Genomic DNA, 23,977 nt, shown 5'->3' on the forward strand with positions numbered 1-23,977 from the left:
AATGGATGAGCCTATTTCAAAACAGTTAGTGCGGTTACTACACAACACACATCAAATACTAACAATTTATAGTGACAAAACGCAGTGGCAACATCTTTATCCGCTTGTTGTACAAACAGCCCAGCATTATCGCGTTTTGTATCAGCAACACCCACACGCTTTACAAGCGCGTTTAAGCTTGTACACCAGCCACTACGACTTTGCTACAAACCTCGTTATTAACCAATGTGTTATTAGCACCGCACTGTGCGCTAGCCAGCAATTTGATGACGAACTAACCGAGCTTTATATTGGTGTGGCATTGGTAGAGCATTGCTGCGTTGTAGCGCAGCATAATAAAATTGCGCAGCAGCAAATGCTTACACTCAGCGATAAAAAAATATGGCGTTTTCGCCATCAGCTAGCAGCAAAAGTGTTGCTCAGTGCACAGCACCCTACTCAAAATAGCGTGCGTATGTTGGCTAAATTAAATAAGTATAAGCAAGCGTTACTAAGTACTAGCGACATAATGCTATACGACAATGCCATAACCTTGTGTGCATTAAGTAATATTATCGCGATGAACATAACCTATACATCGAAAAAGAACCCATTAAATTTTTACAAAGCTTTGGGTGAATTGTATGTCAAAACAGCTAACCCATTTGCGCAAAGGTTAATTAAGGATTTAATAGCGCATATAGGCCCACACCTGCCAGGCAGTAAAATTGTTTACAGCGACCAAGCAATGGTTTATCTAGCAAGTGATGAGACTAATAAGCATATACTTATTAATGCCAATAATGAGAAAAAACTGGCGTGGTACAAGGTTAAAACCTCACTTAAAGATCAACCACTGCAATGGCTATGTACTGATAAACGGGTATTATTTTTAGCCTGGAACAATGAGCACCTGGTACGTAAAGCCCCGGTGCAGATAAGTTCAAAGGCCGAATTAATAGCGTTAGTGAGTCATATAAAAGTAGCGCATGAATATAGTTTTAAAGGCTTAGATAAGTTACTGGCCCCTTTTAGTGAAATAACACAGAAGCTCTGCCAAGCCGTCAGGCCCTATAACAATCAGCACCAAGCCGCCAAAGACTTACGCCATAGCTTGTCGATGGTCGGCTACGATAATGCACCGGCGATTATTCAGCGGGTTATATTTGAGCAATTAGTGGATACATCACATCATCCGCACAAACACATCGTACTGAATAAACTTAATAGCTTTATTAGTATTTTAGCTTTAATGGTAAGTAATAACCCAAAACAGCAATTTGAACATATAGCCTTGCCCATCTATGGTTACGTGCATTATTTATTAACCCATTGCAGTGCACAGCTCTGTGCAAAAGTAACCATAAGTAGCGTGCCTAACCAAACCTATAGTGCCCCATTAGCAGCCTTTTTTGGGGTGGAAACGATTAATAATGAACATTTAAATACAGAATTAACACAGCTACTGAGTGATAATCCATGGACCAAGCCCCTACTCGATGCTGAACAACAACCTAAAAAAGCGCTAAACGAGCAGCATAAATTATGGATTAGTTTAAAGGTCGTGGCGCAAACTATTTTTAAACCCGCTCTGCCTTTAACGCCTTGGCAAAAACAAACTTTAAATGCGCAGCTAAAAGCACAAGGCTTTAAATCTGAGGATGATTTTTTTGCGCAACTGCAAGGCTTATCGCTATATAACAGCATTTAAGTCACTTATGCTGACTATAAACACAGGTTATACCCTGTATTTATAGTATAAACTGGCAAAATGGGCGATAAGTTGGTATAAATGCGCCCTCAAAATATATCCACATACGTCACATAAATGACCTAACAAGCAGTTACTATTATTAGTAATAATTTATGTGCGTTTTTTATTCTTTTAAAGGAAAAGTCAATGGCCAAACAAACCATCACAGTGATCAAAGGCGACGGCATCGGTCCGAGCATTATCGACTCAGCACTTGAAATATTAAAAGCCGCAGGTTGCGATTTTGATTATGAATTTGTTGATGCAGGCCTTGCTGCACTAGAAAAAACTGGCGAGCTACTTCCTCAAGAAACAATTGATACAATCGCTAAAAACAAAATCACTCTTAAAGGTCCACTAACGACGCCGGTAGGTGAAGGTTTTACGTCTATTAACGTAACATTACGTAAGCAGTTTGGTTTATACGCAAACGTACGCCCTGTTAAATCTTTTGTTGGTACTAAAGCACGTTACGATGATATCGATATCATTACTATTCGTGAAAATACCCAAGGTATGTACTCAGGTTTAGGCCAAGTAGTGAGCGAAGACGGTAACGAAGCAGAAGCTAAATCTGTAATTACTCGCGAAGGCGCTGAGAAAATCATCACTTTTGCCTACGAGTTAGCAGTACGTGAAGGCCGTAAAAAAGTAACCGCAGTACACAAAGCAAATATCTTAAAATCTACCTCTGGCTTATTTTTAAAAGTTGCACGTGAAGTTGCTGAGCGTTACCCGCAAATTGAATCAACTGAAATGATTGTTGACGCAACATGTATGAAGCTAGTTATGACTCCAGAAGAGTTTGACGTTGTAGTAACAACTAACTTATTTGGCGACATTTTATCTGACCTTTGTGCTGGTTTAGTTGGCGGTTTAGGTATGGCACCAGGTGCAAACATTGGTGAAGATGCTGCTATTTTTGAAGCCGTTCACGGAAGTGCACCAGATATTGCTGGCAAAAACCTAGCAAACCCTACTTCAGTAATTTTAGCGTCTATCCAAATGCTTGAGCACTTAGATATGGGCGACACGGCTGAGCGTATTCGCAGCGCAGTAGCTGATGTAATTAAATCGGGCGATCGCACAACACGTGACTTAGGCGGCAGCCACGGTACAACTGATTTCACTCAATCAGTAATCGACCGTTTATAATTTAACAAGGTTAATCTTGTTTTAAGCCTAAAAAGCCAGCATATTGCTGGCTTTTTTGTATTTTAACCTTTGCTGATAACATTACTTGGCATAACTACGCTATTTATTTTAAATAGAATTTTTAATGCAGCGAGCATCACCTTTTATACCACTGGTGTTAAGTTATTAGATATTTAAGTCGATTGGTATTACTTCACAAAATCATTAAACTTTATTGCTGGTACGCCGATAAAACCCACTTATCACTAATAGCGCAATGAAATAACCTATTGCCCCACCACTTGATGACGATTCACTTTGCGCTTCTTGTACCGAGACTGTTAGCTCACTACTTATAACTTCATAGGTTTGACTGTCTGTGAGCACAAGTTTTACTGAATAGCTACCTGCACCTTGGTAATTATGACTTGGGTTTTGCGTTGTACCTAGTGGGCTGCTATCGCCATAATCCCAGCTATATGTATAATTACCAGTTCCCCCTAATGGTGAGCTATTAAATTGTACCGCTAAGTTATTTGCCGTATGGCGTGTACTTAATTGCAGCGGTGCATTAACACTCAAAGCATGCTGTTGGCTAACACTTATTCCTTGCGTACCAGTTACTATTAACGCGAGGGTGTAATCTCCAGAGTAGCTAAATTGGTAATCTAGGTTTTCAGTTTGCGATACGGGTTCACCATCTATAAGCCAACTCATGTTGTAAGGTGCTTTACCGCCAGTTACGATTGCTTGAGCAGATAAAATCGCACCGTTTAACTGATACGTTAAATTTTCAATTTCTAGCGGCTTTGTGATACTAATTTGTTTAGTTTGTGTTTGCGTAGTCGTCTCACCCATTGCCGAAAAGGTAACGCTATAGGTACCGTAATCGGCATAGGTATGTGTAGGACTTAGCTCAGTACTCGATTGCCCATCACCAAAATCCCATAAAAATGTATCTCTGGGGGTTAACTTTAAACCGGCTACATTAAAGCTAACGGTTGCATCATTTACTGTTGTGGTTATTTGTTGTAGCGCATCATAGCTAAGCAAAAGCTCTGCTGTTTCACTTTCAGGGTGTTGGCTGACTATTTCAAAGTTAAACCCTTGGGGAGTAAGCACCACACCTGATTCAGCCTGCTGCGTAAAGCTGTAATCAAAATGATCATTAAACTCACTAATGGCAGCTAAGTCTTGATCGCCTAAACCTGCACTTTGCTGATATAAACTAAATGCAGCATCGCGTACTTGTATAGGTGTATCTGCAAGTGTGGTGCTACTTGTACCGCGATAAATTGGCTTTTGATCCGCATCAACCACTAAATTAAAACCACCCCCAGGGTGATCAGTTGTGTTGTTGTTATCAAATGCACAATTGCTATACCACAATAAAACTCCCGGTGAATATTGCTCTGCTTGTAAGCCGGCATCCACACCTCTGTGCGCACGTAGCTGTATATAGTAGTGGGCTGGTTTAGCATAAATATAACTACTCACGCGGCTAAAACCATTTAACGCTAAGGTAGACTCTGACTGCTCTGCGTTATTTTGCCAAATCACAGTATTGTTGTGTGTTATTTTTAAATCATCGACTACAAAACCATAATACTGTGTGTTTGTATCGGTAATATACTCAATACTTAATGTAATGGTTTGTCCTGCATATTGTGTTAAATCAAACTCATGCATTAAAAAACCATTAGGTTGCTGCGCATCTGCATGTAAAAACGAATCACCACTTATATACGGGCCTATATCGCCATAATAAGGATTTGTCTCGATTGTATAATTACCAGCTAAAGGAGTTTGATTTACCTTTACTTGTACAAGGTCATAATCGCGCTCAATACTGTAGTAAGCTAAAAAGCTAAGTGTCAGTGGTGTAGCCGCCTCAGGTAAGGTCACGGTTTGTGAGAGCGTGTGTGTTAGATTGTTACCTGTACCAGAGTAAAATTGAAAATCACCTTCAACCGGGGTTTTAAATTTTTCTAGCTGCTGCGCAAGTGTCACTTTAATTTGGCTTTGCTGCTGAGAAAGTGAGCTAGTATAAACAAGTGACTGCTGAGGCTGACTGCTCACTTCCTCCATGGTTAAATTAAGCTGGTTCACCCAATTGCCTTGGTATCTGTTTTGTAAATACTCAAGCGCCTGTGCACTAAACATAACGGGCTGTGAACCTCTAGGCCCACCAGCCCAGCTACCAGTAGACATTATTGACCAAGACGATACAGGCTCACCCACGGTATTTGACTGTAAATCGTACTCATCTGCTAAACCTAAGTCGTGACCAAATTCGTGCGCAACGACACCTATGCTGGCATCTATTGGATTTATCGTATAACCCGATAACTTAACGCTACTACCCGCAATACTGACAGGTTCACTGTTTTCATCAAATACGTAGTAGCGGTGAGACCAAATTGCATCAACGCCTAAATAGCCACCACCGGATTCTTCACCAATACTGGAATGAAAAACCATAACATGGTCGATAATGCCGTTTGGCTCGTTGATAATGTCATCGCCGTCAATATCATCTAAATCTGTTAAATCATATTGCGTTAAATCAATATCAAATTGTGCAGTGGCTTTTTCGACTGCTTCTTTTATCAGTGCGGGGGCATTTATATCGCGCGTGTTACCTACGCGCTCACCATAGGTTTTTGCATTACTATCTGCCCTAACCCACCCATATACTTGCCCGCTAAAAGTTAAGCTAGCGCCTGATGCGTCGTAATAATAATCGTATACGCTGCTAAGCGTTTCATTATCAGGACCAACAAAGCCACCTTCATTAAAAAGCAATTGTTGGTAATGCTCCTTTGTATAATTTTCGTAATACATATCGGTATCATCATCAACTAGTTGATTGTCATCGTGCTTTAAATCAGGAAAATCAATTAAAATAGCCAGTACTTTAACCTCATTTAGCGCGATGCTAGGGCTAGCCGCACTTGCATATTGCAGCTGCTTATTGGCTTGCTTAGCGGTTAAGCGGGCTTTCATGGTAGAAACAGGTTTTAACTGCAAAGGGTTAAGCCGTGCAGTATTCGCTAAGTAGCTTTCAACCGTTGGCTTGTTAGTGGTTTGTTGGGTATCAGCGCGTTTATTTAACCAATACTCTATTCTTTGTTTGTTAATAATACCTGGGTCATGCGCGCTGGTATTTGCTGCGTTAAGATTTAGGCTGCAAAGAAATAAGCCAAGCCATATTATTTTTTTCACTGTATCTTCCCCAGATAAATTATTGCTCTATCATACCTAATATATGCATTAAGCACAGCGCTCAAATTACCTATTTACCCATTATGTTTACTCGGTAAAATTAGCATAATTTCTTCATATTTTTTATATAACTACAAATAGCGTGCAATTTTTTAGTATTAAAACAAATTAATTTGAAATTTTAATCCAAAACAGCCCTTTCAAGGTTGACATAAGCACGTAAAACCCTTAAAAATAACCCCATATAGAATTTTTAATCTAAAGCAGCATTTTGCTTTTTATAAAGTGACAATTATGAAAAAACAACTTCACCTTTTATTCGTACTCGTAGTGGTCTTAGTGATAAGCCCAGCGGGGATGTATTAAAAAGTGAAATTGCTTTTTAAAAACCCTCGCACTACGCGGGGGTTTTTTTATGCATAAACAGCGCACAGAGGAATGAGGATGAGCAAACAAGAATATAATGGTTCTGAACTAGTTGTTCAGGCATTAAAAGAGTTGAAGGTTAAGTATATTTTTGGCTACCCAGGTGGGTCGGTTTTAGATTTATACGATGCACTTTTTCAACAAGAAGATATTGAACATATTTTAGTACGTCACGAACAAGCCGCAACCCATATGGCTGACGGTTATGCCCGAGCTACTGGCGAAGTTGGTGTTGTACTTGCTACCTCAGGCCCTGGCGCAACTAACTGTATTACAGGTATTGCTACCGCTTATATGGACTCAATTCCGATGGTGGTATTATCGGGGCAAGTACCTACTAGCTTAATTGGTGACGATGCATTCCAAGAAACTGACATTGTTGGCTGTTCTCGCCCGGTTGTAAAACATAGTTTTAACTGCAGAAGCGCTGAAGAAATTCCGGCTATTTTGGCAAAAGCGTTTTATATTGCAAGTACTGGCCGCCCAGGACCCGTTGTTGTTGAGCTACCAAAAGATATGCTTAACCCTGCTATTAAGTTTGAGTACAACTTCCCTAAAACAACAGAGCTTAGAACCTACAGCCCAAATACAAAGGGCCACTCTAAACAAATTCGAAAAGCAGTTACCGCAATTTTAGAAGCTAAAAAACTGGTTATATACTCAGGCGGCGGTATTATTTTATCTAACACCTCTGAGCAATTAACCCGCTTAGTTGAATCGCTAAATGCACCTATCACTAATACATTAATGGGCTTAGGCGGTATTTCGGGTATTCACCCAAATTACGTGGGTATGCTGGGTATGCACGGCACGCTTGAAGCCAATAAAGCCATGGCAAATGCCGATGTAATTTTAGCACTGGGAGCGCGTTTTGATGACCGTGTAACCAATAATGTTAAAAAGTTTTGCCCTAATGCAACCATCGTTCACGTAGATGTAGACCCAACCTCTATTTCTAAAACGATTAAAGCACACATTCCGGTTGTGGGCTGTTTAGCCACTGTAATGGAGCAACTGCAAGCCGGCATAGATAAAAGCAGTATTCAAATTGATCGCAGTGCACAAGAGGATTGGTGGCGACAAATTATTAGCTGGCGCGAGCAAAAGTGCCTAAGCTACAACACCGATGGCGACAAAATAAAGCCTCAAGCTGTTATAGAAGCAGTGTATAAAGCCACTAATGGTGACGCATATGTAAGCTCTGATGTAGGTCAGCACCAAATGTTTGCAGCGCAATATTATCCATTTAAAAACCCTCGCCAATGGATCAATTCAGGGGGCTTAGGCACCATGGGCTTTGGCTTACCAGCAGCGATGGGGGTTAAGCTTGCCTTTCCTGATAAAGAATCAGTGTGTGTAACCGGCGATGGCTCAATCCAAATGAATATTCAAGAGCTATCAACATGTTTACAGTACAACTTGGCTGTAAAAGTGGTTTCGCTAAATAACCGCTCACTAGGCATGGTACGCCAATGGCAAGATATGATTTACGGCGGTCGCCATTCATCTTCATATATGGACTCATTACCTGACTTTGTAAAACTTGTTGAAAGCTATGGCCATGTAGGCATAAAGGTAGATACTTTAGATGAACTACAACCTGCTATAGATAAAGCCATGAGCATTAACGACCGTTTAGTATTTTTAGATATTAACGTTGATGAAAAAGAACATGTATACCCAATGCAAATTAAACTAGGTGGCATTGATGAGATGTGGTTACGTAAAGGAGTAAAAGCATAATGCGTCGTATATTATCTATTTTATTAGAAAACGAACCGGGAGCCTTATCTCGCATTGTTGGGCTTTTTTCACAGCGCGCCTACAACATAGATAGCTTAACAGTGGGTACAACTGATGATGAATCACTGTCACGTATCACCATTACCACTATGGGTGATGATAGAATCGTTGAGCAAATTACCAAACAAGTTAATAAATTAGTTGATGTACTTAAAATTATTGATTTAACCGAAATGAGTCACATCGAACGTGAATTATTACTTGTTAAAGTATTTGCCCAAGACGAAACCACCCGTGCAGCGGTTACACGCGTTGTAGACGTGTTCCAAGGTGCTATTTTAGATATGGGACGCCAAAGCTACAGCTTACAACTGGTAAGCAGCACAGACAAAATAGAATCGTTTTTAGACACCCTACGCCATGAAACCGACATTATTGAAGTGGTGCGCTCTGGTGCTGTAGGGATCGGCCGTGGTGACAAAGCGTTAAAAGCGTAATTAATTAAAGCTTAAGCGTTTAATATTAAATCCCTGATAAGCAATTAGCAGGGATTTTTTATGCTAAGCCTTGCCTTACAACGCTCTGCATTAATACCTAATTAGGCATGTGGAAATAAGCTTAACTTAGGTAAGCTCACTGCTTTAATACAGGCAAAAAAAAAGAGCTAAATAGCTCTTTTTTAAAAAATTCTGTAAAACGCCAATTAAGGGTTTACTTGGTCTTTAAGACCTTTACCTGCTTTAAAGCTTGGGATAGTTGCCGCTGCGATTTGGATCTCAGCACCCGTTTGTGGGTTACGGCCAGTACGTGCTGCACGTTCTTTAACTGAGAAAGTACCAAAACCTACTAATGCAACTGAATTACCTTCTTTTAAAGAAGAAGTTACAGCGCCAGTAAACGCGTCAAGTGCACGTGTAGCAGCAGCTTTAGAGATTTCTGCATCAGTAGCGATTTTTTCAACTAATTGAGCTTTATTCATTGTTAGATTCCTATTCGTTATTATTTTGCCTTCGCAAAACCTATCTTTATGCATTTTTAAGGAGTTAGCAACAGCAAATTGCATTTTTTGCTTAAATACTTCGAAAATGCGTAAAATTTTAATAATTCTCGGTAAAATACAGCGTGTTGGGTTAACTAAAACTTAATTTAAGTACACAAAAGGCACACTTTAAATAACACACTGCTCTATATTTTTTCGATAACTAAGGTCACTTCCCCAACCTCGACACCAAACTTAACAATAGACGTTCGGTTTATCAAGCGCGATTGTGTAACCAGGTACATCCAATCATCAAAATTCACCTCAAGCGTACTACCGTCATAGGGTAAGGCCACATTGTAGTTCCAATGAAACACACTGCCTGCGCTTTTACCGGTTGCAATGCCAAGCACATCATCAGCACGTCCCACTAAGCTATTATCGTCATTAAGGGTGACATACCAAATACGCTTTTGTGTTTCACCATCGTCATACACAAAGTCTTCCTCTATAACGCCCTCGTTACCTTCCCAGCGCGCATTCATAGAGACAACAAGTTTACGTGTGAGTTCGCCTTTATAATCTTGCACAACGCCGTATGCTTTTAAATCGCCACTAAAAAACGCTTTAAAATCAAATTCTGGGTTGCTGCTATTGTAGTGCTCTACTTTTGGCGCGGAGCAGCTCACTAAAAATAATGCGGCCATTAAAATACATAGCTGTTTAAATTTATTTATATTGCGCATGTTAAATCCCTAATAATTGTTTTCTAAGTGCTGGCTCTGAGGTGTTTGGGCTTAGCCAAATAGCTAAAAACTGATTGGCAAATTGTGAGTCTGTAATTTCACCTAACTTTTTGTCATTATGATAAAAAGTAGCCTGACCGTTTAGTGATGTTTGTAAGCTTAACGACTCGCCTTTTTTAATGTCTGGCCAAAGAGCGAATAATTTATCAGCATACTTAGCTGATAAATCACTTTTACCTAAATGCAGCCATTGCTCTTTAGTGGCTTTAACAATGTCTTTTGCTGCAAAGTCTCGCAAATAGGTGAGCGTAAATTTAACGGGGTGCGCCCCCTGTTTGTAACTCCCTGAGCGGGTATATAACGTTGCATCGTAAACATCCCAAAATAAATATTCCATGCGAGCCTCGCCCACTTTTTTAAAGTCAGTTTGCTCTTCGCTAAAGCTCAATGGGGTAAAAAAAGTAGCCATAATCATTGTGGCCGTTATTGTCCATATTTTTGCGGTGATATTCATACAAGCTCCTGTTATTGCTTGCTAAAATTTATAATCGCTTTAATTTTTTGGTTAATAATAAGAATTAATGTAAAGGCAGCAGCCCACAGTGCGCCGTACAGAAGCCAAAACATCCACACAGGTGAATAAATACTAAGCACGCCAAATTGAGCACCTGAATAATAACTAATTGGCGCAAAGGCTAAGCACACTAAATAGGCTTGCCAAAGTTTTAGGTTAGTAATAAACGCCATTGATGTGTTTAAGCAAAGCAATAATGCTGCCCATAGCAAGGCTAACCAAAGCGGAAAAGGGGATACTTTAAATTCCAAAAGGTTTAGCTGCACAGCAAGGTATTCACATAACAGCGCAATTGGTAAAGCTTTTACTAAAAGCAACGCGTCGAGCTTATGCTGCTTTGATAAAACAAACATAAGCACAACAATACCAGAGGTGTATAAAACAGATTGAGCTTCTAAAAACAGTGATAAAAACCACACTGTTTGAAAAAGCACAAAATTAATAATTAAGGGCAATTTCGTCATTTTGACTGGTAAAACGTGGTTTACGCGCCGTTAAATGAACGGTACTGGTTGCTCGCGTTCTAAAAGCGCCTTCGCAGTAAGCAAAGTAAAATAACCATAATCTGTAAAAACGCTCATCAAACTTGTCACTGTCTAGGGTGTGCCAGTTATCAATAAAGCGTGTGCGCCAATCGGCTAGTGTTCTAGCATAATGCGCGCCTATATCGCTTACAGTATGAATAACCATATCGGTATTGTTCTTAATTTGCTCGCTCATCTCATTAATTGAAGGCAAACAACCACCGGGGAAAATATACTGCTGAATAAAGTCAGAGTTTTTTAAATAATGTTGATAACGTTGATCGCCAATAGTGATCGCTTGGATAAGCATTGCACCGTCTTCTTTAAGCAAGCTATTACATTGCTTAAAAAAGCTTGGTAGGTATTCATGCCCTACTGCTTCTATCATCTCTATTGATACAAGCTTGTCGTATTGCCCTTCTAATAAACGATAATCAAGCTTGAGCAAAGTTATATTATTTTCAAGTCCTAACTGCTTAACCTTGTTTTCAACATAGGCATATTGCTCATCAGAAATCGTTGTTGTGGTCACATGGCAGTTGTAATGTGTGGCCGCGTAAATCGCAAACGCCCCCCAGCCTGTGCCAATTTCAATAACTGAATCGCCTTCGTTTATCTCTACCTGCTCACAAATTTGTTTAAGCTTGTTTTGTTGAGCATCCTCAAGAGAGGCCTCTTTTGATGGATAAACAGCGCAGGAGTAGAGCATTTCCTCGCTTAAAAATGACTCGTATAAATCGTTACCTAAATCGTAATGTGCAACGATATTCTTTTTCGACCCAGATTCTGAGTTGCTGTTTTTGAGATGGTTAAAACGGTGGGCTAGGCCACTAAAAAACGAGAATTTTTTTTCAAAAGCATCTAGTTGTTTTTGGTTTATGGCAAAAATTTCGATGAGTTTGGTCAAGTTATCACATGACCATTGCCCAAGAATATAAGACTCACCAGCACCCACACTGCCAGATAGCGCAAATGCTTTGTACATGGCAGTGTCGTTAACGGTAATCGTGGTTTTTAAGTCTGAATGTTGTTGACCAAATACTGTTGAGCGACTGTTTTCAACTAACACTATTTGGCCTGTTTCAATACTTGCAAAGGCTTTGGTGACTAGCTTTTTATATAAGTTTGTAAACCAACCTGTTTGCTCTTGGCAGTTTATACTCGAGACTTTTTCCATCTTAAACCCTTTATAATTGTATCGCTACCTGCAACTAAGCTTGTTTAACTATACTAAGATTTTCCTGAATGACCTAAAAAAGGAACCCTTTTAATAAACAGCTTAAGTGCTTGCACATAAATACCTTTGAAAATAGACAAAGTCATCGCAGGAAATTTTTTTAATAATTTATTAACTTCTTGCTTCGTTAACTGACTTCGCTTTAATCGTAAAGACGCGTCGAATAACAACTCATCCCCACGTTTATTTTCTATATGAATTAATGTGTTATCGGCTGTATGTTGTACTTGCCAATGGTAGTCCATATCTAAATTCATAAAGGGTGATACGGAGAAAGCCTTCTTAAAGTTCACTTTTTTTTGTAAGGGCATCAAATAATAATGGCGCTCATTCCACGGCGTATTGCTTACCTCAGCCACCATATATTTAAAGTTATCGGTGCTATTACCGTAAAAGTAAAAATTTACAGGGCTGAAATAAATGCCCATACACCTAAGTTGGCCAAGCATATAAATATGCGAAAACGTCTCTTTAACGCCTAGTTTTTCTATTTGGCACTGTGCACGTTCAATAATACTTAATGGCTCTGAGTTTGGCAGTGTGTTTAAATAATCGGCTTGATTAAAACGCAGTGCTTTAAACCCAAAAGTACCTAACATAGGGTGAATGTTATTAAGCAATAACGGATTTTTTAAATCTACCCACATCATATAAAGCGGGTATTTAAACTGATGATTTTTTACCGCAAAGCGCCTGTGCCTTACATCGCCTAAGTATACAGCGCTATTCAAATTCAACACCTAATTGCTTAGCCACATCTACCCCACTGCGAACACCATCTTCATGAAAACCGTTATACCAATAAGCACCACAAAAATAGCTATTATTTTGGCCATCAACAGTGTGCTTGAGTTTTTGTGCGGCAATGGATGCTTCGTTAAAAACAGGGTGATGATAAGTAAACTCACGTAATATATTTGCTTTGTTAATCCCTTCTAAGTGATTAAGGGTTACACAAAATTGTGTATCTGAGTCTATACCTTGCAGTATATTCATTTGGTATGTAACAACCGCTGCTTTGTCGGTGTTTTCGTTTAGTAAGTAATTCCAGCTAGCCCAGGCGGCTTTTCTATCTGGCAGTAAACTGGTATCTGTATGCAGTACTACCGAGTTTTCGGTATAAGGGATTGCACCTAATACAGCCTGTTCTTGCTCAGTCGCATCACCAAGTAATGCAAGGGCTTGATCTGAGTGACACGCAAATACCACTTTATCAAATTCAGCTTGTTCGCCATTTTCAAGAGTAATAATTACTTTATTATCTACACGCGTAACCGTCTCAATGTCGGTATTTAGTTCTATCCGCTCTGCAAAACCTTTAATAAGCGGCTTAATGTATTGCTTAGACCCACCAGGGATTACATACCACTGCGGCCTGTTTGTAACATCAAGTAAGCCATGGTTGTAAAAAAAGTTTACAAAAAACTCAACCCCTACATTTTGCATCTCTTTGATGCTGGTTGACCAAATTGCCGCCCCCATAGGTAAAATGTAATGGTATTTAAAAAAGTCATTAAAGCCGTGCGTATCTAATAACTGACCCAGTGTTTGATCTTTAGGGTAGTTTTGCTCGCTGTGCATTGCTTTACATAATTTATTAAACTTAACTATATCGCTTAACAAGCGCCAAAACTTAGGCCTAAATATATTTCTTTTTTGAGCGAATAAGCTGGCAAAGGTGTGTCCGTTGTACTCAAAACCACTTGCTTGATTATGAACACTGAAGCTCATTTGTGTTTCTTGTCTGTCTACGCCAATGCGCGCGAGTAGTTTTTCAAAGTACGGGTAAGTGCGGTCATTAAATACTATAAAGCCCGTGTCTATTGCGCGTTTAACCCCTGCATCAGATATCTCTACTGTCGCGGTATGACCACCAATGTAATCGTTTTTTTCAAATACAGTAATATCGTAATGCTTATGCAGTAAATGAGCACAGGTTAAACCCGATACGCCAGAACCTATTATTGCTATTTTTTTCAACGGGCTAATCCTTTTGCTAAACGTAACCAAAGTGGTAACGGTAAAATACGTAATGCTTTTAAAATAAGCGTAAACCGATAAGGAAAATGAACTTCTTTACGGCGTTTATTGATCCCCTTAATCATATAATCGGCGGCCTCTGTTGCAGTGACGGCCATAGGCATTGGGAAATCGTTTTTATCAGTAAGGGGAGTTTTAACAAAACCAGGGTGCACCAACGTAACATCAACATCGTTTAAGTCGATTGCTAAGCTTTTCGCTAAATAGCTTACCCCGGCTTTAGATGCGCCATAAGCCTCAGAGCGTGGCAGAGGTAAATACGTAACGCTTGAGCTAACAAGCACAAGTTGTCCGCCCGCACTAATTTTTGGTAATAGTGCCTCTAGGCAGTAGCCCATTGCCAGCAGGTTTACTGAAATAACTCGCTCAAACAAAGCGCTGTCAAAGTTACGGGCATCATCTACATACTCACAGTTACCAGCGTTAAGAATAACCTTATCAAAAGCACTAAACCCCAGGGTTGCTTGCTTTATGTCTTTAAGGTCTGTGGCATCAAACTGACACGCTTTAATATTGGTGTGTTTTTCAAGCTCAGCTAACTTTTCAAGGTTTCTACCGCAAGCAATCACGGTGTTGCCTTGCCGAGCGTACTTTATTGCAAGCTGCTCGCCAATACCTGAGGTTGCACCTGTAATTAAAATATTCATCGCTACCCTGCTCGTTTATCTATGTAATTTATAACGCCACCTAAAATAGGAATATGCTTGTATAGCATCTCACCGACATTAAAATAGTCCCGGTGGTTAATAATTTTACCTTCTTTAAAAACCAGCTTACTGTGCCCTTCTACCGATATAGTTTTGCCAGAAGCCAGTTTTGGGTGGGCGTAATGCATAGTCCAATACAAAAATGCTTTGTCATCACGCTCGTAGGTGTCGCTAATATCAAACTGACAATGCTTAACATTACTATATAGATTAGAAAAATATCGGGTAAGCTCGCTTAGCCCGTGTATTTCGTGCATTGGGTCTTTAAATTTAATTTGCTCGCTGTAAATATCATTAAGCAAATGCAGGTTTGATTTATCGAGTTGTTGATATATTTCTACAAATTTTGCTACCGGTAATGCTGTTTCCATATCACCCCTTAAATGCAGCTATTGCACGCTCGCGAGCTGCTTTATGATCTACGATTGCCGGCCAGTAACATTGCTTATCAGCCCCTATTGACGCTAAATAAGCATGAGGAAAATGAATATGTTTATCTGGCACTTTTTCAAGCTCCGGTAAATATTTACGTATAAATTTACCATTAGGATCAAAGCGCTCACTTTGAGTGATAGGATTAAATACGCGAAAATAAGGCTGCGCGTCACAGCCAGTGCTTGCAGCCCACTGCCAACCACCATTATTAGAGGCTAAATCGCCATCAATAAGGTGCTGCATAAAAAACTGCTCGCCTTCACGCCAATCAATTAATAAATGTTTGGTCAAAAAGCTGGCAACTACCATTCTTAAACGGTTATGCATCCAGCCGGTTTGAACTAACTGTCTCATCGCTGCATCAACGAGTGGGTAACCTGTTTTTCCCTCACACCAGGCTTTAAACTCAGCCTCGTTTTTACGCCATTTAACGCCATTGTACTTTTCGTTAAAGTTATCACCACGAGAAAGCTTAGGAAATTGCGCAATTAAATGACGATAAAATTCGCGCCAAATAAGCTCGTTTACCCAAGTAAAAGTTTTACTTTTAGATATTGTTAAAATATCTGGGTAGCGGTTTTGAATATTAACCAGTAACTGCTTAGGGCTTATAATACCCAGAGCTAAATAAGGGCTTAAACCCGATGTGCCTTTAATACTGGGTATATCACGCTGTTCGTCGTAGCTACTTAATTTGTCGCAAATAAAATTATCAACAATGGTTGCTAAGCTTTCATCATCAACCGGCCATTTTTCTGAGCTGCCATCACTTTTAATGGCCTGTGCGTTGTTATTTATCGGCTGTTTTTTTAAAGGCCACGGTAATAAGCTAAAGTGATTATCTTGATGTTGTTTAAGCCACTGTTTTTTAAATGGCGTAAACACTTTGTACATTTCGTTACTTTGGTTTTTAACACTGCCTACAGGCGCTATTACATCTCCCTCATAGAGGGTAAACGTAATATTTTTATCATCACACTTTGCAAGTATTTGCGCATCACGATTTACTTCATTTAACTCATACTCTTTATTAGCAATTACATGTTTTACCTGATGTTTATCGCAAAATGATAAAAGCGCACTTTCACAATCGTCAAAGTAAGGGGCATCAATAATATGCAGCTCTATTGCGTACTGCGCTAGCTGCTCGCGTATATAATTGAGACGTCTTTTTAGTAAATCTATTTGAATGGGAGCGGCGTTGTGTTGTTGCCATTGCTTTTCGCAGATAAAAAAAATGGCCTGTTTAGCGCCATTATTTAGCGCTTCAATAAGCGCTTCGTTAGAAAAAAGGCGCAAATCGCGCCTAAACCAAAAAAGTGTATTCATTATATGCCGTAACGTAATTTTAGTTCATTAGGGTAAGGATTAAAAAACACCTGCTTTTCTAGGTATTCATTAGGGTGTACTTTCAGATGATGTTTTAACAAGGTAAGCGGTACGTACAAAGGCACTAAACCTTGACGGTATTCATCGATGGCATCGCGTAGCTCTTGCTTTTCAACCTTAGATAAGTCTTTTTTAAAGTAGCCCTGCAAGTGCATTAACGTGTTGCAGTTATTCCTGCGTGATGCAGGCTTTTTAAGGCCGTTCATTAACCCAAGAATGTACTCATCTGCTAAAGCGTTAATATCATCACCTTTATAAGTACCAAGTAAATTACCTAAGTCGCGGTAAGCTTGATAATTATGAGCCATTAATAAGTACTTATATTGCGAATGAAACTGGGTAAGCTTATGCACTGTGAGCGGCTCAGAAGCTAATAACTGCCACTGTTTGTACGCGTACACGCGCATTACAAAGTTTTCGCGTAAATGCATGTCGTTTAAGCGGCCGTTTTCTTCACATGGCAGTAATGGATTGTGCTTCATTATTTGCTCAGCAAAAAAACCAACGCCTTCGGAGGTATTGCCGGTGCCCGCTTCGTTATAAATTTTAATTCTTTCCATACCGCAGCTTGGGCTTTTCGCACAAAAAACAAAACCACTTAGGTTTTTAGCTTGCTCTGTGGCTACTTTTTTACCGTATTCAGTTAGCTTAGGCCCAACATCGCCAGTGCCATCTGGGCGACATACTTTTATTGTATCGCCTACGCGTACTTGGCGTATGGTTGGCCTAGGAATAGGTAACCCTACGGCTACCTCTGGGCAAAAACGCGTGTACTCTACATGTTTTCCAAGTTCATCCATACAAAAGTTAGACTTTTTATGGCCTGTATCAAAACGTACTTTTTCGCCTGCTAAGCAGGCGCTAATACCTATTTTTATTGTGTCTGTTTGCATAAATTCTCTTAATAAATCAAGTTACCTATAGGATTAAGTAACTTACTGAGCCCTTTATTAAAATGTAGCGCACTACTGACTACTGTAAAGCATAAACAGCCATCTTTTGTAAGTGGGGTGTGCTGATGAGAGCCATCTTGCCAAATAAAGTCTCCTGGCACGTAACTACCCTCTTCATCACTAAACTCACCATCAAGTAGCAAGGTTACTTCAAAACCAGTATGAGTATGCTCGGGGATTTCGCCCCCTGCGCCAATATGTAAAAGGCTTGAGCGCAATGGGCCATCATCAATAGCAACGCGAGAGCGAGCAAGCTTACCCACTTGCGTAAAACGCCCATGCGAAATGCGTGTTAAGGCGCGTGGTAATTCGTAGTTATGCTCGTTAACTTGTACGGTTACCGGCTCAACTTCGTAAACTTCATCAATGCTAGCATCGGCGGTTATCAAATCTAGCAGGTCAGCGTCAAAATCTGGCGCTTGTAAATCATTACTTAAATTTAATGTATCAGGGGCGTATGACGCATCGCTAAATACATCCTTTGCATTAGCGGCTTCAAGTTTTGCCACTTTTGCTTGGCAAACCGGGCACATATCAACGTGTATAGATACCGCAACGCTTAACGATGCAGGTAACTGCGCTGAACAATATTGTGCTAGTAAAGATTCACTAGGGTGATGTTTAATCATGCTGATCTCCCATTTCATTACGTAATTTTTGCAAGGCTAAACGCAATCGTGATTTTACCGTGCCTACAGGAATATTTAATTGTTGAGCAAGTTGCTCTTGCGACATATCTTGGAAATAAACGCCTCGGACGACCTCTCGCTGTGCGGTTGGTAGTTTGTCTAGGTATCGTTTAATTTGTTGATCTTCCAAGTGGTCGCTAAATTCAAGTGTTGTATCTTGAGATTCGTTAATAAGTGGCCAAATATCTTCGCTTATATTTTCTTCTTTATTACTTTTCATTTTACGAAGCATATCAAATGAGGCATTACGCATTACGGTATATACCCAGGTCGTCGCAGCCCCTTTATCGCTGTGATACAAATGCGCTTTACGCCACACTGAGGTTAATGTTTCTTGTACAAGCTCCATTGCTTGTGCCTCAGAGCCAAATTGCTTAATTCCAAAGCGTTTGATTTTTGGCGAAAAGTATTCAAATAAGTAAGCAAACGCTCTTTTGTCTCGCGAAGTAGCTACATCAAGCAGAGCTTGCATAAGCTCTGCACTTGGCGTTTCTGGCATGGCAGTATATTTACCTGTATTAGGTTCACAACGTGGTGAGGGTTGTTGACTTACCATAATAATTAATCCCGTGTATGCTTTTGTACATATCTATACGCCAAGCAATTAAACGCAGATCACATTATTTTAGGCAAATTCATTGTTGATCACAGTATGGAGGAAGTTTAGTAAGTTAGCAAAGTTACTTTCGAACGCAAGTTGCTGTTTTTTATCAATAGATATAGGTAATAGTTCAAGCCAGCGCGCAGCTACCCAGGCTAAATTATCAAACTTGGTTTGCCTATATAAACTAGAAAGCTCTTTATTGTTTAAAAATATGTCCTGCAAAGAATCAGACAAGCGTTGATTATCAGCCGAAATTTCACTGTGTGAGTCATTGTACCAATACGGCGTATTGCAATCGCTTAATAAGCCATGGCGCAATTCACTTTCATCTTGGTATACGTCATTTATTTGCACGCTTTTAGCAGCGTACACATCAATGAGTAGCATATTGCTAGGGTCTTGATCAAAGTCGATAATATCGACCAAACAGCCCTGAGCGCTAATATTAAATGGCGTGTCGTGCTGGTAGGTGCACAGTACAAAACCGACATTATTTTGTAGTGCGGTCTTTACCATGTTTAAATACCTAGGCTCAAATATACGCAAACGCGTATAGCCTTCTGGTAAGACAAATATTGGTAATGGGAAAATCGCACGTTTCATAAAGTCTACTTCTTTAAATTACACTGCCTTTATTTACGTGCGCTTTTACTAAGTCGATCAGCTTACTCAAATCGAATTATTTAGCTATTAATTAAAAGTTGATCCAACTTCCCATACTTTTTATTACTTGAACCATATAGTAAACACTAATCATGCTTACAACAGGCGCCAACATAAGTGCAAATAATCCTAATTCGTTACTCATCGTCTTATCCTTTTACACTTATTTAGCTTTAACTTGCGTAGTTACCGGCATTGAAGACTGCGTGGTAACGTCAGCTTGTTCTTGCGCTTGATTTACAAATTGCTCAAGTACTGCCTGGGCATCAAAACTAAGGCTCTGCGAAATTGATTGTTCAAGTTCTGCCGTTGCTTGATTAATATAGCTTGTTACGTTTTGCGTTATAATATCAGTTACATCTAGGTCCACTTCACTCGCATGTACTTGCGAAGAACCTAATACTAATAAACTTGCCATAGCGATTTTAATTGAATGTTTCATAATGGTATTCCTTGTTGTGTATATTGTTTAGACGCAATAACATAATCAAGGGTTGTGCCAACAGAAAAATAAAAATTAAATCATTGATATTTAAAGACTATATCAAAATCCATATAACAACGCAGCATTCAGGCTTGGTTAATTTAACTAACTTTTTTAATTTTTTGACTAACTATTAGTAAATATTTTTAGTTCACTGTTTGCAGTTTAAAACAACGACTACCATTACTTTTTATTTTGCGTATCGGGTTTAACTTTTTTACCTAACCGATAAGCATCAACCATACTTAGTAACCAAATGACCACCATTAAAGGAAGATATTTATATTCCCCTAGCTGTGCACATTCACCTGATGGATTACGGGCGGCTTGTAAAATGCCTGAAGCCGTCATCGGAATTTTACCTGCTAAAATTTCATTTGCGCTACATTGCGCTATAGCCAAAATATCACCTAATGTCATAAACAAAAGTAGCGTGAATACACCTGCAAAAATACAGCCTATTAAATGCTTTTTAATCGAAAAGTGCCCTGCCCCAGGATACACAATGGCAGTAAGTAAAACGGCTTTGAGCTTTTTTTTCATGATAAACGTGCCTTAATTAATTGAGACTATACGACCACACTATACCCGATTAATTCCCTTTAAAATCAATAAAAGTACGGTGACTAATTTACAGTAACAATGCTGACATTGAAACATTGAGCGTACACCTGTACACTCAAGTTTAATTAATAAGTGGTAGGACTAGTATGACTATAGAGGCACCCTATTCTCGCAAAGAAGAAAAACTCAATGTATTAAGCCATGCACTGGGAGTATTTTTTGCTGTGTTTGTAATGTGGGATTTATTTAAACAAGCCACCAGCGTAAAAGCTTATATTAGTACCGCTGTATATGGGGCTAGTTTATTTGTATTGTTTTTATCATCCACACTTTATCACGCCAGTGTACAGCCAAAATTACGCGCTTTTTATAAAAAGTGCGATCACTGCGCTATTTACGTATTAATAGCAGGTACGTACACCCCATTTTTGTTGCTATCTCTTAATGGATTGTGGTCTTGGGGCACACTGAGCTTTATTTGGGCAATCGCGCTTGGTGGCGTTGCTTATAAAGTGCTAGTTAAAAATGGTAATAAAAAAGTCTCGCTGGCTACCTACTTACTTATGGGCTGGTTTGCCCTTGCGATTGTATACCCACTTTATTTAAATATTGATGTAAAAGCACTGTACTGGTTACTGGCCGGCGGCATTTTTTATAGCTTAGGTACATTATTTTATAGCGCTAAAAGCACTCAATTTAGCCACGCAATTTGGCACCTCTTTGTAATAGCTGGGTGTGTGTGCCACTACATTTCAATTACTAATTACGTGTATTAATGCATGTAATTAGTAATTTTACGCTATGCACATAAACCGCATTAATTTGGCTACCCTTTTATATAAAAGCGCGTTGTAGCTTAGGCGTTATCACCTAAGCCTTAATCAAAACGCTGTTATTTACGGCTTTGACTATAAGCCTATCACTGTCATTACTCGCCTAATTAACTAGCTCGATAAACAGCGTGTAACATTTTCGGTACTCTTATCCATTTTTTACCCATTTTATTCACTTACTCTTTTCTTAGTTTAAAAATAAATGCATTAAAATAAGTAACATAGCTTCATATTTTAAATGTAACGCTATGGTATATCTATTGCTCCTTCAATATAAATGGTCAGTAAAACCTTGGCCAAGCAAATACGTTAAAGGAGATACAAAGTGGGCGCATTACAAGCTGACTCTACAATTGAGGCAAGTGCTAGATTAGTCAGTTGCTACTTATACTCAATATTTTACAACCACACTCACTTTTACGTCTATTCCTGCCAAGCAAAGAGATAGGTAACAAGCATTGCTGCGTTATCTACCATTAGGCTCTTTACGATTACATGCAGTTAATCCAACTTAAACTTTACATTAAAGGAGACGTTGATATGCCAACTAACCAATTTACGATGCAAGACCCTAGAAGCCAATATCAAATGGGACGGACCGAAAAAGACAGTGATCAACCAGACCCAGGCCTAGATGAAATTTTAAAACCTAAAGCAGATCACGGCGAAGATACCTATGTAGGTAGCGACAGGTTAAAGGGTCGCAAGGCGTTGATCACCGGGGGCGACTCGGGCATTGGCAGAGCGGTTGCCATTGCATTTGCCAGAGAAGGTGCCGATGTGGTTATTAATTACTTAGCCAGCGAAGAAGCCGATGCGAAAGAAACACTCGATATTTTAAAAGCCACCGGTAACAAAGCATGGGGAATTGCAGGCGATATCTCTGATGAGAGTTTTTGTAACGACCTTGTGGCGCAAAGCGTTGAAAACTTAGGCTCAATCGACATATTAGTGAATAATGCGGGTAAGCAACAGTTTGTTGCCGAGCTAGACGATTTATCTACCGAGCAATTTTGCCAAACATATGCAACAAATGTATTTGCTATGTTTTGGATAACAAAAGCGGCGGTAAAACATATGCCACTGGGCGCTAGTATTATTAATACAACCTCTATCCAATGCTATCAACCCTCTGCTGGGCTTCTTGATTACGCATCGACTAAGGGCGCAATTACAAGCTTTACTAAAAGTTTAGCAAAAATGGTTATTGATAAAGGCATTCGGGTTAATGGGGTTGCTCCAGGGCCAATTTGGACCCCGCTTCAACAAAGTGGCGGCCAACCGGCTAAAAAATTGCCTGAATTTGGTGATAACGTACCATTAGGTAGACCAGGCCAGCCTGCTGAACTAGCACCCACCTATGTATACTTAGCATCGCAAGAGTCAAGTTACATTACCGCTGAAATAATGGGTGTTACAGGTGGGCAGCATCTACCTTAATCATGCTGGTTCACTTATATTAGTTAATCTTAGCTTATTGAGTTTATAAAATAATAGCGGCGTATATACGCCGCTATTTTTACCTTGCCTTTTTTCAATTATACCTAAATAAGCCCCACTAAGTATTGGTGAGGCTCTGGTTAACAATACCTTAGACAACATCTTAGCTTGGTACTAAAAACCTGTGTTCATACAGCACTATTTAGCTCAGTGTGAGCAAGAGTGCGCCGAGTTAGACACGCATAAATTAACTGCATAAATAACTTAAGCCGATTAAGTGTTACCTTTTTTAGCACGTATACCGCGAATGAACTCTTCTAAATAAGGCGTAAATTCTAGCGCAAGTGCTATAAATAGCACCGTTGCCAAGTAAGTTATTGGTAAAGGAGAGGCTTTTAATTGCAGCGTAAAGTCAGGAGGAAAGCCGCCAGGTGTAAATAAAGCGGTAAATTGTTCCCAATGGCGCGCAATAATTAATACCAAAGCTAATAGGGGTATCATTTCTAAAAAACTGTGTATATGTTGCTCTACCGGCCCTACCCTTCGCTTACTTACCGCATAAGTTACATCCCACATTGCTGTAAGCTCATGCAGAAAAAACAACACAATACAAATGGCAATAATCAAACTATTAACTTCAAATATTAAAACGAGGATTAACGGAATGCCCACCTCGGCAAACATTAATAAATGAATAAATGACTCTTTAGCACCGCTGGTTGTAGAAATATTACTACGTCGATGACAAAACCAATCAGCAATGCCAGCAGCAAGCCACACAGGGATCACAAAATACATCAAAATCAATAAAGTTGGGTCAGTCATAGTTTGTTAGTCCTTAATATTTGGTTTTAAT

Annotated in this window: 24 protein-coding genes; 6 read left to right on the top strand and 18 right to left on the bottom strand. The window is 39.5% G+C overall.

All coding sequences use genetic code 11. The features are described 5' to 3' along the window. The first annotated feature begins 1 nt into the window (after position 1). Entirely contained in the window at positions 2-1,690 is a 1,689-nt protein-coding gene (locus tag SJY38_RS19620; protein WP_286740740.1) for a hypothetical protein, read from the top strand. A gap of 189 nt (positions 1,691-1,879) precedes the next feature. Then, complete coding sequence (locus SJY38_RS19625) at positions 1,880-2,887, top strand: isocitrate dehydrogenase (protein ID WP_004586400.1); 1,008 nt, start codon at positions 1,880-1,882, stop codon at positions 2,885-2,887. 204 nt (positions 2,888-3,091) lie between these two features. On the opposite strand, the gene SJY38_RS19630 is transcribed toward SJY38_RS19625, so the two are convergent. Further along, positions 3,092-6,091: an immune inhibitor A domain-containing protein gene (locus SJY38_RS19630; RefSeq protein WP_377110645.1), complete on the bottom strand. Its 3,000-nt coding sequence runs from the start codon at positions 6,089-6,091 to the stop codon at positions 3,092-3,094. A 444-nt stretch (positions 6,092-6,535) separates the two neighbouring features. Between SJY38_RS19630 and SJY38_RS19635 the strand changes: the two genes are divergently transcribed. Together SJY38_RS19635 and ilvN are read left to right on the top strand one after the other, a co-directional pair. Next, positions 6,536-8,260 (top strand): acetolactate synthase 3 large subunit, encoded by a 1,725-nt coding sequence (locus tag SJY38_RS19635; RefSeq protein WP_054981927.1) that lies wholly within the window; start codon positions 6,536-6,538, stop codon positions 8,258-8,260. Next, positions 8,260-8,757 (top strand): acetolactate synthase small subunit, encoded by a 498-nt coding sequence (ilvN, locus tag SJY38_RS19640; protein WP_004586403.1) that lies wholly within the window; start codon positions 8,260-8,262, stop codon positions 8,755-8,757. The genes SJY38_RS19635 and ilvN overlap by 1 nt, the downstream gene beginning before the upstream one ends. A gap of 206 nt (positions 8,758-8,963) precedes the next feature. Here ilvN and SJY38_RS19645 read toward each other — a convergent pair whose 3' ends face one another. The 16 genes from SJY38_RS19645 to SJY38_RS19720 form a co-directional block, all read right to left on the bottom strand. Further along, positions 8,964-9,239, bottom strand: coding sequence for an HU family DNA-binding protein (locus tag SJY38_RS19645; RefSeq protein WP_004586404.1), 276 nt, complete (start codon positions 9,237-9,239; stop codon positions 8,964-8,966). A gap of 206 nt (positions 9,240-9,445) precedes the next feature. Next, positions 9,446-9,985, bottom strand: coding sequence for a DUF3833 domain-containing protein (locus tag SJY38_RS19650; protein WP_282337402.1), 540 nt, complete (start codon positions 9,983-9,985; stop codon positions 9,446-9,448). Between the two features lies 1 nt (position 9,986). After that, the gene (locus tag SJY38_RS19655) at positions 9,987-10,460 is read right to left on the bottom strand and encodes a chalcone isomerase family protein (protein WP_377110705.1); all 474 of its coding nucleotides are present in this window, start codon (positions 10,458-10,460) and stop codon (positions 9,987-9,989) included. Between the two features lie 50 nt (positions 10,461-10,510). Continuing rightward, positions 10,511-11,023, bottom strand: coding sequence for a DUF2878 domain-containing protein (locus SJY38_RS19660; protein ID WP_029774497.1), 513 nt, complete (start codon positions 11,021-11,023; stop codon positions 10,511-10,513). Next, positions 10,998-12,260, bottom strand: a complete 1,263-nt coding sequence (locus tag SJY38_RS19665; RefSeq protein ID WP_377110646.1) for a class I SAM-dependent methyltransferase — start codon at positions 12,258-12,260, stop codon at positions 10,998-11,000. Before SJY38_RS19665 ends, SJY38_RS19660 begins: the two co-directional genes overlap by 26 nt. A gap of 53 nt (positions 12,261-12,313) precedes the next feature. Beyond that, positions 12,314-13,051 carry a DUF1365 domain-containing protein gene (locus tag SJY38_RS19670; RefSeq protein ID WP_377110647.1) on the bottom strand — a complete coding sequence of 246 codons (738 nt, stop codon included), beginning with the start codon at positions 13,049-13,051 and terminating at the stop codon, positions 12,314-12,316. Beyond that, complete coding sequence (locus tag SJY38_RS19675) at positions 13,044-14,300, bottom strand: NAD(P)/FAD-dependent oxidoreductase (protein WP_377110648.1); 1,257 nt, start codon at positions 14,298-14,300, stop codon at positions 13,044-13,046. The genes SJY38_RS19670 and SJY38_RS19675 overlap by 8 nt, the downstream gene beginning before the upstream one ends. Continuing rightward, positions 14,297-15,007: an SDR family NAD(P)-dependent oxidoreductase gene (locus SJY38_RS19680; protein ID WP_289169300.1), complete on the bottom strand. Its 711-nt coding sequence runs from the start codon at positions 15,005-15,007 to the stop codon at positions 14,297-14,299. Before SJY38_RS19680 ends, SJY38_RS19675 begins: the two co-directional genes overlap by 4 nt. 2 nt (positions 15,008-15,009) lie before the next feature. Then, positions 15,010-15,438: a nuclear transport factor 2 family protein gene (locus tag SJY38_RS19685; protein ID WP_024031753.1), complete on the bottom strand. Its 429-nt coding sequence runs from the start codon at positions 15,436-15,438 to the stop codon at positions 15,010-15,012. A gap of 1 nt (position 15,439) precedes the next feature. Next, positions 15,440-16,831: a deoxyribodipyrimidine photo-lyase gene (gene phrB / locus SJY38_RS19690; RefSeq protein ID WP_377110649.1), complete on the bottom strand. Its 1,392-nt coding sequence runs from the start codon at positions 16,829-16,831 to the stop codon at positions 15,440-15,442. Continuing rightward, on the bottom strand, positions 16,831-17,784 hold the full coding sequence (locus SJY38_RS19695; protein WP_096042971.1) for a DUF523 and DUF1722 domain-containing protein: 954 nt from the start codon (positions 17,782-17,784) through the stop codon (positions 16,831-16,833). Before SJY38_RS19695 ends, phrB begins: the two co-directional genes overlap by 1 nt. A gap of 8 nt (positions 17,785-17,792) precedes the next feature. Beyond that, positions 17,793-18,473: a ChrR family anti-sigma-E factor gene (locus tag SJY38_RS19700; protein ID WP_138577221.1), complete on the bottom strand. Its 681-nt coding sequence runs from the start codon at positions 18,471-18,473 to the stop codon at positions 17,793-17,795. After that, the gene (locus tag SJY38_RS19705) at positions 18,466-19,089 is read right to left on the bottom strand and encodes a sigma-70 family RNA polymerase sigma factor (protein WP_004586416.1); all 624 of its coding nucleotides are present in this window, start codon (positions 19,087-19,089) and stop codon (positions 18,466-18,468) included. The genes SJY38_RS19700 and SJY38_RS19705 overlap by 8 nt, the downstream gene beginning before the upstream one ends. A 69-nt stretch (positions 19,090-19,158) precedes the next feature. Continuing rightward, complete coding sequence (locus tag SJY38_RS19710; protein WP_004586417.1) at positions 19,159-19,740, bottom strand: LON peptidase substrate-binding domain-containing protein; 582 nt, start codon at positions 19,738-19,740, stop codon at positions 19,159-19,161. Between the two features lie 223 nt (positions 19,741-19,963). After that, positions 19,964-20,242, bottom strand: coding sequence for a hypothetical protein (locus tag SJY38_RS19715; RefSeq protein ID WP_055254108.1), 279 nt, complete (start codon positions 20,240-20,242; stop codon positions 19,964-19,966). 225 nt (positions 20,243-20,467) lie between these two features. After that, the gene (locus SJY38_RS19720; protein WP_377110650.1) at positions 20,468-20,827 is read right to left on the bottom strand and encodes a hypothetical protein; all 360 of its coding nucleotides are present in this window, start codon (positions 20,825-20,827) and stop codon (positions 20,468-20,470) included. A gap of 167 nt (positions 20,828-20,994) precedes the next feature. Here SJY38_RS19720 and SJY38_RS19725 point away from each other — a divergent pair, with 167 nt between their 5' ends. Further along, positions 20,995-21,624 (top strand): hemolysin III family protein, encoded by a 630-nt coding sequence (locus tag SJY38_RS19725; protein ID WP_377110651.1) that lies wholly within the window; start codon positions 20,995-20,997, stop codon positions 21,622-21,624. Between the two features lie 597 nt (positions 21,625-22,221). Next, positions 22,222-23,121 (top strand): SDR family oxidoreductase, encoded by a 900-nt coding sequence (locus tag SJY38_RS19730; RefSeq protein WP_377110652.1) that lies wholly within the window; start codon positions 22,222-22,224, stop codon positions 23,119-23,121. Positions 23,122-23,394: 273 nt separating this feature from the next. Here the strand turns inward: SJY38_RS19730 and SJY38_RS19735 are convergent, their stop codons facing one another. Further along, positions 23,395-23,946: a diguanylate cyclase gene (locus SJY38_RS19735; RefSeq protein WP_377110653.1), complete on the bottom strand. Its 552-nt coding sequence runs from the start codon at positions 23,944-23,946 to the stop codon at positions 23,395-23,397. Positions 23,947-23,977 lie beyond the last annotated feature (31 nt).

The organism is Pseudoalteromonas sp. R86517 (assembly GCF_042466295.1).
In the GTDB taxonomy this organism is placed as follows: Bacteria; Pseudomonadota; Gammaproteobacteria; order Enterobacterales; family Alteromonadaceae; genus Pseudoalteromonas; species Pseudoalteromonas atlantica.